Origin of the sequence: Planococcus beigongshangi (assembly GCF_016820495.1) — a bacterium.
Taxonomy (GTDB): Bacteria; Bacillota; Bacilli; order Bacillales_A; family Planococcaceae; genus Planococcus; species Planococcus beigongshangi.
Genome location: NZ_JADHDU010000002.1, coordinates 64,895 through 77,263, shown reverse-complemented (window position 1 = coordinate 77,263; position 12,369 = coordinate 64,895). Strand labels below are relative to the sequence as shown.

Sequence of the window (12,369 nt, the reverse complement as noted above, 5' to 3'; positions counted from 1 at the left end):
AAAAAATAGCCAGCGGCATAGCTTGCCGCTGGCTTTGGAACAACTTCACCTTTTATTTTTGATCTTTCATTGCCTGCCGCGCTTCTGTCATCTGTTTCCATACTGAGCCTTCCGCTTCATCACCCTGCTCAATCCGGGCGATCGCCATTTTGATCTGCAGTTTCACTTCAAATTCCGGATCATTTTCCGCTTCTTTCAAAGCGGGCAGCGCAGCTTCTGTTCCCGTTTCATAAAGGAACATCGCCGCACGCCAGCGGACAAGCTTGTTTTTGTCTTTCAATGTTTCGATCATGATCGGTTCGAACTCTTCAAAGCCCAAATCACTGATCGTATCGCCAGCAGTTCTGCGCACTGCCCAGCTTTTATCTCGCATCGCGTGTTCAACATAGGGAACAACTGCTTTATCGTCAATATCTCCGAGATAAATCGCAGCCTGCCGGCGGATAGACATCTTCTCGTCATCAAGTGCCTTGCCGAGAAGCGGCAGATCTTCCAGGTCGGCTTCGATCATCTGATCAAGCAACTGGAATCTCGTTTCCCAGTCAGGTGCGTCAAATTCCGCCACAGTTACTTTGCGGCCGCGAACTGCTTCTGCCTGTTCCTCCGCATCTTTTGTTTGTGTGAGGGCATCCAGGCGCTCCTGGGGATAAGCAGCTTCGATTTCCTCAACCACATTTTTTCCGATTTCTTCTTTTTCACCGTAGCGTACGCCGTAATCTGCCCATTTGCGCTGCAGCAGATAATTTTCTTCCGTCGGGTCCATGACGATGCTCATTGCCGCCACAAACCGCTCAGGCATGCCAAATCGCTGTTCCGAACTGTTGTCGAAGACTTTCACCTGCAGCGGGATGCCTTTGAATTCCTGTACATGTACATAGACTTCGCCGTAATGCTCATCCAATTCAATCTCAGCACCAGGGCCTTCACTGTTCTCCCCCAGCGCTTTCCGTACGTCTGCCAGAATATTTTCCCAGCCGAATTTGGCGATGCGTTCCACTGCAAGGAAATCTGCAACATGATACACACCCTTGACCCCTTCGATCGCGAGGATCGCCTGGATTTCAGCGGGCGCCCCTTCCAGATTGCCCGTATTATAATTATGGCTTTTCCCAAATGGCAATTCCTGATCGATGATCACTTTCATCGTATTCGGGCTTGGTGTAGGTTCAATCGTTTTGATTTTCACAAAAAATCCCCCCTGTTAATATGATCTCTAAAAGTTTCTGCCAGAAATATCGATTCCGCAGGTTTTGTAAGACAATTTATATCAGTTTGCGTTTTTACCCCTCAGCCAGCTCCTGAAGATAAGTCCAGCGTTCAAGTTTGGCGTCGTATTGTGCTGTGAGGTCATCGATTTCCGCAGTCAGTGTCCGCAGTTTATCGTAATCCGCACCTGCTGCCGCCATTTCTTTCTCGCGCTCTTCAATTTTTGATTCCAAAGAAGAGATATCTTCCAGAATCGTATCGTATTCCAATTGTTCTTTATAGGTCATCTTCTTTTTCGGCGCCGCTTTCGGCTTTTCCGGTGACAGGGCTTCTACCGGAATTTTATTGTCTTCCGTTAACGCGCCTGGCTTTTCTTTGATGAATTCCGAATAGAGGCCCTGGTATTCCACAATTTTGCCCGTACCGGTCGTCCATAGCTTATGTGCGATGCGGTCAAGGAAAAAGCGGTCATGCGAAATCGTCAGCACGACGCCCGGGAAGTTCTCGAGGAAGTCTTCCAGGACACCGAGAGTCTGGATATCGAGATCGTTTGTCGGCTCATCCAGCAACAGGATATTCGGCTGTTCCATCAGCAGCTTCAACAAGTATAGCCGCTTGCGCTCCCCACCTGATAATTTGCCAATTTGTGTGCCGTGGCCATTCGAAGGAAACAGGAAGCGCTCCAGCATTTGGGTGGCTGACAGACGGACGCCTTTTGCCGCTTCGTAATCATTCGAGATCTCCTGGATATATTCAATCATGCGCTGGTTTTCATTCATCTCCGGAAGGTGCTGTGTGAAATGGGCGATTTTGACCGTGCTGCCGTATTCCAGTGTGCCTTCTGTCGGCTCGTAATCCCCCGAAATCAATTTCATCAGAGTGGATTTCCCTGCGCCGTTCGGTCCGACGATACCTATGCGGTCTCCTCCCTGCAACAGGAAGTCGAATCCGCTGAAAATATGTTTGTCGCCAAAAGACATGCCGAGATTTTCACCTTCGATGATTTTTTTGCCAAGACGCTGGCTCTGCATAGACAGTTCCAATGAAGTGTTGTCATTTTCTTTCTGCACATTCTCTTTTATTTCGTCGAAGCGCTGGATTCTGGCCTTCTGTTTGGTCGACCGTGCTTTCGCTCCGCGGCGGATCCATTTCAATTCAGAACGGAAACGGTTTTCAAGCTTTTGCTGTGAAGCGGCAGCCATCTCTTCCCGCAGGGCACGGTTTTCAAGGTAATCGCCGTAATTCCCTTTATGTGTATACATCGTCTGATCCGCAATCTCAAAGATATGCGTCGATACCGCGTCCAGGAAATACCGGTCATGCGTTACGAATAGCATGGCCGAATTCATGCGCAGCAAAGTTTCCTGCAGCCATTCAGTGGACAGGGCGTCCAGATGGTTGGTCGGCTCATCCAGCAGGATCAGGTCTGCCGGCTCGATCAGAGCTTTCGCCAAAGCGACACGCTTACGCTGGCCGCCTGATAATTCGCCTATCGGCTGATCGTACATATCGATGCCCAGTTTCGTCAGCGCGGTTTTTGCCAGGGCGTTGATATCCCAGGCGTTTTCACGCTCCATGCCTTCCTGGATTTTCATGAGTTCATCCTGAAGTTCAGTTGAACTGGAATCGGTCATCATGTTTTTCAGCGCTTCTTCATATGACCGGTTAAGCTGCAGGATCGGTGAATCGCCTGAGAAGACCGTCTCGAGCACAGTCAGCGATTCATCGAATTCCGGCTCCTGCTTCAAATAGGTGATGTCATATTTTTTCGGATGATCCATTGCAATCGAATCCGCATCCATTTCTCCGGCAATGATCGACATCAATGTCGACTTGCCTGTTCCGTTGACTCCGATCAATCCGGCACGGTCTCCAGGATATAACGTAAATTCAACATCTTTGAATAAAGTTTTGGCTCCGACCGTCTTGGTCAGTTTCGTAATATTTAAGTGGCTCATGCATTACCATCCGTTTCTTTTTTAAGTTGCTCTAAAAAGGATAGCATAAATTGATGGCGTTCATCAGCTATTTGCTTCCCTGTCTCCGTATTCATGCGGTCTTTCAACAGCAATAACTTTTCATAAAAATGAGTCGCGCTGCTCGTCGGCTTGTTTCGGTATTCCTCTTCCGTCATTTCAGCTCTTGGTCTTTCTGACCAGTCATAAAGACTGCGCCCTTTTGCTCCGCCATATGCAAATGTCCGGGCAATCCCGACTGCACCGATGGCATCCAGCCGGTCAGCGTCCTGGACAATCTTCGCTTCGGTGCTTGCAGGCGCCTCCCCGTTGCCGCCTTTGAAGGAAACCTGGCGGATGATCCGCTTTATCAGGTTCTGCTGATCTTCAGGAAGAGACAAAGAAGAGAGGATCTCTTCTTCAGGATTTTCACCTTCTTTACAGTATTTCGGATCGGAGACATCGTGCAGCAGGATCGCAAGCTCCACTACAAACCGGTCTGCAGATTCATTTTCCATAATTTCTGCAGCATTGTGGAGCATCCGTTCAATATGCTGCCAGTCATGGCTCGCATCGAAAGTATCATAAATCGTTTTTACCTGTGTTTTGCATTTTTCAATAATAGTTTTTGACATATCAGCTCTCCTTCCATGCCCTGGCAATTGTCTCCCGTTTAAGCCGCACCCACATCAAATTGACGGTTTGACGGGCTTCGTGTATAGTATAAGCCATCCATTAGTACTATATTAATGGTACCACGAAAGTACTCAATACTGAGGGGGAACGTGCATGCACCAAGGAACGGTCAAATGGTTTAACGCAGAAAAAGGTTATGGTTTCATCGAGTATAATGATGGCGATGACGTGTTCGTCCACTTTACAGGTATCACCGGCGAAGGTTTTCGCACATTGCAGGAAGGCAAACCCGTCTCATTCGAGATTATTGACGGAAATCGTGGTCCTCAAGCCGCAAATGTAGTCCAGCTGGACTCGGAATAATTTCAACTTAAAAATAATCACAAAAAAAGCAGAAACGGGATTGTCCGTTCCTGCTTTTTTATTTTTTGTTGCCGTGCTTATTCAGTTCATTGCCCAAAAATTGCAGCTGTGTCCCAATTGTACAGTTGCTGATGCAAAAACGGTGTGCGGCCGTTTTCCCGTTGTCTTTGCGAATTTGCGCTTTGACGAAACATCCTTCGCAATACGCAGTCAGCATTTCATCTATTTCATTGATAATCGATGTTTTATTCACGCAGTCACCTCTTAATAGAATTGCCGTTTTTTCATTTTACTACTTGTTTGTTATTTATTCCAATAATAGTTATACTGTCAAAGGATATTTAGTATCCAAGCGGTTCGTGAACTCCCGCTTTACCAAAACTAAGGAGGAAATCAATTTGTTCAATGAATTCTGGGGCCTCGGCTTTGCCGTGGCCAATTTTGCAATGCTCATCATCATGTATAAGGTTTTCGGCAAGACGGGATTGTTCGCCTGGGTGGCAATGTCCACGATCCTTGCCAATATCCAGGTCACAAAAACGATCGAAATCATCGGGCTGACGGCGACCCTTGGAAACAGCCTCTATGCTTCGACCTTTCTTGCTACAGATATCCTGAACGAGAAGTATGGTAAAAAAGAAGCCAAAAAAGCTGTATGGCTCGGTTTCACTTCCCTGCTTGTCATGGTCATCGCCATGCAATTCGGATTGAAATTCATCGCCGATGACAGTGATTTTGCCCATGGCTCACTCGAAACCATATTCGGTCTCGTCCCGCAGATAGCTATTGCCAGCATGATCGCCTATCTCGCCAGCCAGCATATCGATGTCCTGATCTTTGCGGCTCTTCGGAAAATCTTCCCGAAAGACAATCAATTTTGGATACGCAATAATGGTTCGACGTTAATAAGCCAGTTGCTCGATACGCTGATTTTCACCAGCATCGCTTTTTACGGTGTTTTTCCGTTCGACGTGTGGCTGCAGATTTTCATATCCACTTATGTTCTGAAGTTTATCGTTTCGGTGATGGATACCCCGTTTGGCTATATCGCGAAATGGATTACCCCACTTGATGAAAAGAAGGTGTAGACATGCTTGAAGTGTTTGTCGATGCCGCAACCGCGGGATCTCCCAAAGTCAGTGCTGTCGGTGTTTTTATCCGGGGAGAAGGGCAATTGATCAAATGGAATGAATTTGTCGGAGAAATGGACAATCATACAGCTGAGTTCACTGCTTTGGTCAAAGGGCTTGAACTTGCTGCTGGATTGACCTCAGAAATGGTATCGGTGAAATCGGATTCCAAAGTTGTGGCCGATGCTTTTGAAAAGGAATTCATCAAAAATCCGCTTTACAAACCGCTTCTCGAAGAAGCCCTGAACCTTTCAAAAAATTTCTCTTATTGTTTTATCAAATGGATACCCGATTCCCAGAACCGGGCAGCGCATGATTTGGCCGGTACGGCTCTCCGGGCTAATAGATGAAAGGGCACCATCACCTGAAACTTTCCCATTTCACGACCGGACCGCTTCTTTTTCTGATAAGATGAGAAGAGCATAAGCCATACAACTGGAGGAAGTACATGAGAACCAAATTAGGCACAGCACTTGATATTTTCATCCTGGTCATCGGACCCTGGATCATTTACACCCGTATCATCCAAATAATGGAGAGCGGTCCGTCGGCATATCCGATCATTTCCATCATTATCGTGACACTTGCAGTGATTTTTTCGATTTACAATTTATATGCGCTGTATAATAACAAGCAGCAGGATAGTATGAGAAAGTAACCGGAAAGGTGATTTTGTGAATTCCATTCTTTTTTATCTGATTCCATTATTCGTTTACGCCGTTGTCAATAATATAGTTGATAATCTGTACTGGCCGCATTTTTTGGTGCTCCTTCTTTCATTTATCGTATTCCAGCTTGCCCGTCTCCGGTATCCGAAAGACAGAATCCCATCGACCGCCAAAATTGCGCAAGGCGCTTTTTATGTGTTGACTGTCGCTTTCATATTCCGGGATCAATTTCTTGAACCGCTGTTCATCAATATCTTCCTCGGCATTACGGCAGGACTCGTCATCATGGACATCATGCAAGGCAAAAAACAGGCCCAGGATTAAGGCCTGTTTTTTCATTCTCACTTATTTTTTGGTTTATTCTACTCTTATGGAAGAAGAGGGAATCATCAGATGAAAAAACGGATTTTATCACGTCTTTTCCTGATATGCCATAACAGGCTGCATTGATGCAAAGCAGAATGGTCAGGACGTAAACAGGCCAATACTTTTAGCCATATCAAAAAGCGCAGCGAAAAATCGCTGCGCTTTTTCGATTACTACGCTAGTTCAGAAATTTCACCATTAAATCTTCATCGATATACCGGTCTCCGCTCTTCATCGCACGGACTTCTGTACCGTAGTGTTCAAAGCCGAACCTGAGATATAAATTCCTTGCCGGAAGGTTTTCAGATGCGACCATGAGATCCAGCTGTTCGATTCCTTCCCAACGCGCTGCATAAGCCAATAATTCCTCCATCAGCCGATCCGCGATTCCTTTTCTCCGATGGGCCGGTGATACGTAGACGGCTACGATTGTCGCTTTGTGCCTCATCTTTGGGATCGATTGCCTGATCAGGGTCATATTACCGATCAACTTGCCATCTGCGAATGCCCCGAAAGTCACCGCATGGTCCGAAGCAAGGTTAGCCCGCGTCTTCTCGATCGGGCTGTCGAGGGCGTCTTCATATAAAGTCGCAAATGAGTCCGGGCTATTGAGCAATGCTTCCAGCCTTAAGATATAATAGGCTTCCGCATCCTGCGGTGTAAGAATTTTTATCTCCATCCATTTGAACATCCTTTTCAGATGAATTTTTGTGTGATTTCCGCTTTTCCTTCATTGAATTCAACTTGGGCAAAAGCTCCATTGACAAAGATGATCTGGGGCGGCATGTGCCCGCAGTCAATGTCATAGATGACCGGTATCCCGAGCTCCTGCTCCAAATCTTTGTACATTTTTTCCACAGTATACGTTTCTGTCGGATGATTGGCGGGGCTTCTGCCGAACATGATGCCCGCACAGTTTTCAAACCAGCCTGCATACTTCATCTGTGTCAGCGAGCGTTTCAGATCAGCTACAGACATTTCACAGTTTTCCAGGTACCAAACGACCGGTTCACCCGGGATGTGCTGTTCCCTGAATGAAGCAACCCTCCCAAACGGCGTCCCTGCCAGATGATGGATCACATCGATGCAGCCGCCGAGAAGCCTGCCTTCAAATTTGAGACGGGCGGCCCCGGTCGTTTTCCAGACCGTTTTTTCTGTCAGATGAAAGACTTCCGGAGAGGGATTGGCATGCTCCCACTTCTTTTGATACTTATCGGATGAGGCCTGGATAATTTCTTCACCCGCAGCAGTCAGAAGCACATCAATCCATTTGGCTGTTGTGCCATCGATTTCAGGTCCTCTTAAATCGATGATATTCGTACCGTGGGCTGTAGCAATTCCTGTATTCAGTGTAATCGCCAATAGCAGCATGCTGACATCGGAATAGCCCATGATCCACTTCGGCTCCATTTTACTGAAATCCAAAAACTCCAGTATCTCTATCAGCAATTCACCGCCCCACGGGGGTATGACGGCATCAATCCCCTCATCCGTCAGCATGTCCATCAATTCGGCTGCCCGAATTTCCGCAGCTGCAGATTTAGCATCATGCTGTGTCCAAGCCGTTTCGCCCACTTTAAAGTTATAGCCTTTTTCCTTATGGTGGCTGATGGCCCTTTCGAGCAGATGGTGAAGCTCCTGTTCCACGCCCGAAGAAGGTGCCGTGATTCCGATTGTTTTTATGATGGGTGCCGGATAACGGATCATAAGCTCATTCCTTTCTGTTCAAGTCAGCTGATTCAGTCAAATTATGTAATCGTCAATAAAGCCAAAAGCATTCCGCAAAGAATGATTCCGCCGAGCAAAAATAAAAACGACTGCATTAAAAAGTCGAGAAATCTATTAGCTTCACGATCCGTTGATTTACCGTCCATATTCGCGACACCGTATGACAAGCCTGTGTCCTTATGATTTTTTGTCCGGCGGAAATCCTTCCTGCTTCTCCGTAGCTCCATCTTACCCCTCCTCAGTCTTATAAATACCTGACCTACGCTTGATAGTATTCATTATACTGAAGTTCAGGAGATGCGAAAGACCCACTTTCTAACAATTCGAATAAATTGATCATAAAAACATCAAGATCAGCTGATTCTTCTTAACAACAGCATTTATTAGATAAAAAAAGATCCCGCTGCGGGACCTGATTTTATGCCTGGACCTGTCCGGACGACTTATAGCTTTTTACGCCAAGCACCGCCTGAAAAATAGAGGCTACGGTGCATATGATGATCGCGGCATATCCCAATCCGGTTATCGGCTGGAGCATCAGTGTCCGGATGACAATCAGCGCCAGCATCGCCGTCAGTGCAAAATTCACGATATACGGGCGGTCATAAAATTTCTTTAATGCATACGCTGCAAATATTGCGACCACAATTATGGCTACGGACAGAACATTCCCCATGTCTTCCCCTCTTTTTCTGAAGATTTTCTATTAGTTTACCATGTTTTTTGAACATTCGATACATTGCCAGGAAAATGCTTACTCCAGCAGTCATTTTTCTCAAGACGTTTTCAATGGATTCATCAAGTTTTTATAAAAAGACATTCTCTTATTTCAGATTTACTTATATAGTAGAAATAACCATAATTCAAAAAGGAGAGGATCAGGATGAATAATCACGAAATCGACTTTAAATTGTACGGCGACGACATGCAGTTTGTAGAGATTGAATTGGATCCAAATGAGACAGTGATTGCTGAAGCCGGGGCATTCATGATGATGGAAGACGGCATTGCGATGGAAACGATATTCGGGGATGGCTCCGCCGGCAGTTCCGGCAGCGGTGTCATGGGGAAATTGTTCGGGGCCGGCAGAAGGATCCTGACAGGGGAAAGTTTATTCATGACAGCTTTCACAAATAAAGGCGTCGGCAAACGGACCGTTTCTTTCGCTTCCCCTTATCCCGGTAAAATCGTACCGCTGGATCTCAGCCGGCTGGGCGGCAAGGTGATCTGTCAGAAAGATGCATTTTTGGCTGCCGCTAAAGGAGTATCCATCGGCATCGAATTGCAGCGGAAACTGGGAACCGGCTTTTTTGGCGGTGAAGGATTCATCATGCAGAAATTGGAAGGAGACGGGATGGCTTTTATCCATGCCGGCGGAACGCTGTATCGCAAGAATCTCCAAAAAGGCGAAACGCTCCGCGTGGATACGGGCTGCCTTGTGGCGATGACGGCTGATGTCGATTACAGCATCGAAACGGTTCCAGGGATCAAAACGGCACTTTTCGGAGGCGAGGGACTTTTCTTCGCAACCTTGAAAGGACCTGGCAGTGTCTGGATCCAGTCGCTGCCTTTCAGCCGCCTTGCCAGTAAAGTCTTTGCAGCTGCTCCACAAAATCCGGCCGGCCGTTCACAGGGGGAAGGCAGTGCCGCCGGAGGTTTATTCGACATTCTTGGCGGAAGATAGGAATCCGCTCAAAAAAAGCATCCTGATCAGCCAGAAAACTGGCTGTCGGGATGCTTTTTCATTAATTTTTCTGCTTTTTCATGAGTTCCACTGCTTCGTTGTATTTATCAAAATCGAATTCGACACTGTTCGGCTTATAGAAAAATAGGATATTCTCTTTTTCTCCATGTGCCAGTAAATGAGTGACCACCGCTTTTGGGCTGGCCATATTCACTCCCGCTTGATCGGCATCTGCAAGCAACTCCAGGATATTGGAAGGGAATTTAGTCATGTCCATGCTCCTTTCTGATTCATCCGTTTGAAAATTTAATCGAAATCCCTGATGTCTGCTATTGTATTCAGCTCTCGAAAATCAGTTCTTTCCATAAGCTGGACCAATTTCTCGGCGGTCTCATCCGGTGTGCTCAGCCTGCCTTTAGCCTTATAGTCTTTAAAATACGCCAGCAGAGGGAAATCCGTATCGGAACTGGATCTGATTTGTGCCTGCATATCAGTATCTATGATTCCAGGTGCCACTGAAATCACTTTAATGTCCTCATATTCTTTTTCAACCACCGAACTGAAATGATCAAGACCCGCTTTTCCTGCGCAATAAGCGCTCCAGCCCTCGTAAGCGTTCCGCCCTGCTCCGGATGAAATATTGATGATGGCTTTTTCAATGGAAATGTTTGCCGTCTCTTGGATAAATGCAGCAGTCGTGACCATCGGGGCTGTCAGATTCAGGGTTACGCTCCGGTTTATGTCTTCAGCCCTGTTCTTTCCGGCAAAGCCGATCGGCGCCACGGTGCCTGCATTATTTATCAACACCACTTTTTTAGTATCCGCCGGTATTTCCGAAAATGTCCTTTTGATCAATGCCGGAATCTCGTCCGTATTCAGCAAATCAAATTCAAATGGTTTATTGCCTGGCCAGCCTCCCTGAAAAGTCCGGGCAATCCCCAAAACTTGATGTCCCTTCCTGGCCAGCACTCCACTGAGGGCGAGGCCGATTCCTTTTGAAGCTCCAGTAATGATATAGGTCTCCAAATCACTGTCTCCTTTCAAACATAATTTCTCCAGCTACAACGGTCAGCTCGACCTGCGCTTCGAGCAATTGTTCTTCATTGCCCTCAAACAGATCCCGGTCAAAAACAGTGAAATCAGCGTCATAACCTTCTTTGACCATGCCCCTCGAATCTTCTTTGCAAATCGCTGCAGCACTGCCGGTGGTATAAAGGCCGATTGCTTCGAAGCGGCTCAATTTTTCTTCCGGCATGTATCCTTCGTGCGTTTCATATGGTTTACGCCGCGTTACTGCCGCATAGATCCCCTGCTTAGGATCCACTTCTTCAATCGGTGCATCCGAGCCACCCGCGCAGATGAGTTTGCGGCCGATCAGCTTCTTCCAGGTATAAGCCCAGTCAAGCCGATCTTCTCCGAGGCGCTCGATCACCCAAGGAAAATCGGAACTTACGAAACTTGGCTGCAGATCAAGAACCACATTTATCTGTTCCATGCGCTCAACCAGATCTTCACGCAGGACCATCGTATGGATCAGCCGGTCCCGCTTGCCAGCCGGCACTGGGTAAGCTTCAATGGCGTCGAGCGCCTTCTCCAAAGCCAGGTCGCCGATTACATGGATCGCAACTGCTTCCCCGTGTTTCCGGGCGATGGAAACAAGGCGTTTCAGCCCGTCGTCCGAATGGATGGCCACACCGCTTGTGGAAGGGTCATCATTATATGGTTTGCTGAGTAAAGCTGTGCGCCCACCGATGGAGCCGTCCGCAAAGATCTTCATCGGACCCGGATCCACGAACGGTTCCAGATAAGCCGCATTTTCCATCATTTCCTCAAACGCACTATGCGCCCGCAGCAGATGAGCCCGGAACTTCGTTTCTTTGCCTAACACATTCTTGAACGCCTGCAAAGGTTTCGTATAATGGCCGTAACTTCCCATATCTTCCGTATGTGCACCCGTCAAACCCAGTGCCAGAAGATCATCGACAGACGATTGAAGCGTGCGCGTCAATTCTTCTATGCTCTGTTCGGGTACAATGTCCGCCACTATTTCCTGGGCAGCATCCAGCAGATAGCCTGTCGGCTCGCCGTCAGCATCCCGTACGATCAAGCCGCCTTCAGGATCCGGTGTATCTTTCGTAATGCCTGCAAGGGCGAGCGCGCTGGAATTTGCCAGTACGGCATGCCGGCAGACGCGTTTCAGCATCATCGGGGAAGCTGAGATTTCATCCAGCTCCAGCCGGTGGAAAATCTTGCGGTCAGGGAAATTATTTTCATTCCATCCTTCTCCGATAAACCACTCGTCCTTCCCAAGCGATGCGGTAGACTCGATCAATTGCTGCTTCATCTCTTCAGATGTTTCGATTTTCGACAGATCGACCCGCATCAATTTCTGGCCATGCCCGATCATATGCATATGGCTGTCCACAAATCCTGGATAAAGGACATTCCCTTTCAGGTCGATTTCCCGGTCAGCCTTCCCTTCCAGTTCTTCCACTGTTCCCGTTGCCTCTATTTTCCCGCCAGAAACCAACACAGCTTCGACTGTCTCGCCTTCTGCCGCCATTGTATAAATTTTGCCGCCATGCCATAACAATTTTTCCATCGACTCACTCCTTTTCTGTTTTAATCATAAG

Annotated in this window: 17 protein-coding genes; 6 read left to right on the top strand and 11 right to left on the bottom strand. The window is 47.3% G+C overall.

Annotated elements, in window-relative coordinates:
* Positions 1-52: 52 nt before the first annotated feature.
* The 3 genes from IQ294_RS04470 to IQ294_RS04460 form a co-directional block, all read right to left on the bottom strand.
* Entirely contained in the window at positions 53-1,186 is a 1,134-nt protein-coding gene (locus tag IQ294_RS04470) for a virulence factor (RefSeq protein WP_203332834.1), read from the bottom strand.
* Positions 1,187-1,280: 94 nt separating this feature from the next.
* The gene (locus tag IQ294_RS04465; RefSeq protein WP_203332833.1) at positions 1,281-3,164 is read right to left on the bottom strand and encodes an ABC-F family ATP-binding cassette domain-containing protein; all 1,884 of its coding nucleotides are present in this window, start codon (positions 3,162-3,164) and stop codon (positions 1,281-1,283) included.
* Positions 3,161-3,796 carry an HD domain-containing protein gene (locus IQ294_RS04460; RefSeq protein WP_203332832.1) on the bottom strand — a complete coding sequence of 212 codons (636 nt, stop codon included), beginning with the start codon at positions 3,794-3,796 and terminating at the stop codon, positions 3,161-3,163. The genes IQ294_RS04465 and IQ294_RS04460 overlap by 4 nt, the downstream gene beginning before the upstream one ends.
* Positions 3,797-3,950: 154 nt before the next feature.
* Here IQ294_RS04460 and IQ294_RS04455 point away from each other — a divergent pair, with 154 nt between their 5' ends.
* On the top strand, positions 3,951-4,160 hold the full coding sequence (locus IQ294_RS04455) for a cold shock domain-containing protein (protein ID WP_203332831.1): 210 nt from the start codon (positions 3,951-3,953) through the stop codon (positions 4,158-4,160).
* Positions 4,161-4,218: 58 nt separating this feature from the next.
* Here IQ294_RS04455 and IQ294_RS04450 read toward each other — a convergent pair whose 3' ends face one another.
* Positions 4,219-4,413 carry a zinc-finger domain-containing protein gene (locus IQ294_RS04450; protein ID WP_203332830.1) on the bottom strand — a complete coding sequence of 65 codons (195 nt, stop codon included), beginning with the start codon at positions 4,411-4,413 and terminating at the stop codon, positions 4,219-4,221.
* 145 nt (positions 4,414-4,558) lie between these two features.
* On the opposite strand from IQ294_RS04450, the gene IQ294_RS04445 reads away from it, so the two are divergent.
* From IQ294_RS04445 to IQ294_RS04430, 4 genes are all read left to right on the top strand, one after another.
* Positions 4,559-5,248, top strand: a complete 690-nt coding sequence (locus IQ294_RS04445) for a queuosine precursor transporter (protein ID WP_203332829.1) — start codon at positions 4,559-4,561, stop codon at positions 5,246-5,248.
* A gap of 2 nt (positions 5,249-5,250) precedes the next feature.
* Entirely contained in the window at positions 5,251-5,640 is a 390-nt protein-coding gene (locus IQ294_RS04440) for a ribonuclease HI family protein (protein ID WP_203332828.1), read from the top strand.
* Between the two features lie 98 nt (positions 5,641-5,738).
* The gene (locus IQ294_RS04435) at positions 5,739-5,948 is read left to right on the top strand and encodes a hypothetical protein (protein WP_203332827.1); all 210 of its coding nucleotides are present in this window, start codon (positions 5,739-5,741) and stop codon (positions 5,946-5,948) included.
* A gap of 16 nt (positions 5,949-5,964) precedes the next feature.
* Positions 5,965-6,282, top strand: a complete 318-nt coding sequence (locus tag IQ294_RS04430; RefSeq protein WP_203332826.1) for a hypothetical protein — start codon at positions 5,965-5,967, stop codon at positions 6,280-6,282.
* Positions 6,283-6,502: 220 nt separating this feature from the next.
* Here the strand turns inward: IQ294_RS04430 and IQ294_RS04425 are convergent, their stop codons facing one another.
* The 4 genes from IQ294_RS04425 to IQ294_RS04410 form a co-directional block, all read right to left on the bottom strand.
* On the bottom strand, positions 6,503-7,003 hold the full coding sequence (locus IQ294_RS04425; RefSeq protein WP_203332825.1) for a GNAT family N-acetyltransferase: 501 nt from the start codon (positions 7,001-7,003) through the stop codon (positions 6,503-6,505).
* A gap of 17 nt (positions 7,004-7,020) precedes the next feature.
* Entirely contained in the window at positions 7,021-8,031 is a 1,011-nt protein-coding gene (locus IQ294_RS04420; protein WP_203332824.1) for a S66 family peptidase, read from the bottom strand.
* A gap of 41 nt (positions 8,032-8,072) precedes the next feature.
* Positions 8,073-8,279, bottom strand: a complete 207-nt coding sequence (locus IQ294_RS04415) for a hypothetical protein (protein ID WP_203332823.1) — start codon at positions 8,277-8,279, stop codon at positions 8,073-8,075.
* 191 nt (positions 8,280-8,470) lie between these two features.
* The gene (locus IQ294_RS04410; RefSeq protein ID WP_203332822.1) at positions 8,471-8,728 is read right to left on the bottom strand and encodes a hypothetical protein; all 258 of its coding nucleotides are present in this window, start codon (positions 8,726-8,728) and stop codon (positions 8,471-8,473) included.
* 207 nt (positions 8,729-8,935) lie between these two features.
* Here IQ294_RS04410 and IQ294_RS04405 point away from each other — a divergent pair, with 207 nt between their 5' ends.
* A complete protein-coding gene (locus tag IQ294_RS04405) occupies positions 8,936-9,736 on the top strand; it encodes a TIGR00266 family protein (protein ID WP_203332821.1) in 801 nt (266 codons plus the stop codon).
* A 61-nt stretch (positions 9,737-9,797) separates the two neighbouring features.
* Here the strand turns inward: IQ294_RS04405 and IQ294_RS04400 are convergent, their stop codons facing one another.
* Genes IQ294_RS04400 through IQ294_RS04390 form a run of 3 tightly spaced genes read right to left on the bottom strand, consistent with a single transcriptional unit; the run spans position 9,798 to position 12,338 of the window.
* Positions 9,798-10,007 (bottom strand): hypothetical protein, encoded by a 210-nt coding sequence (locus tag IQ294_RS04400; RefSeq protein ID WP_203332820.1) that lies wholly within the window; start codon positions 10,005-10,007, stop codon positions 9,798-9,800.
* A 35-nt stretch (positions 10,008-10,042) separates the two neighbouring features.
* A complete protein-coding gene (locus IQ294_RS04395) occupies positions 10,043-10,762 on the bottom strand; it encodes an SDR family NAD(P)-dependent oxidoreductase (protein WP_203332819.1) in 720 nt (239 codons plus the stop codon).
* A gap of 1 nt (position 10,763) precedes the next feature.
* Positions 10,764-12,338: an amidohydrolase gene (locus tag IQ294_RS04390; protein ID WP_203332818.1), complete on the bottom strand. Its 1,575-nt coding sequence runs from the start codon at positions 12,336-12,338 to the stop codon at positions 10,764-10,766.
* Between the last annotated feature and the right edge of the window lie 31 nt (positions 12,339-12,369).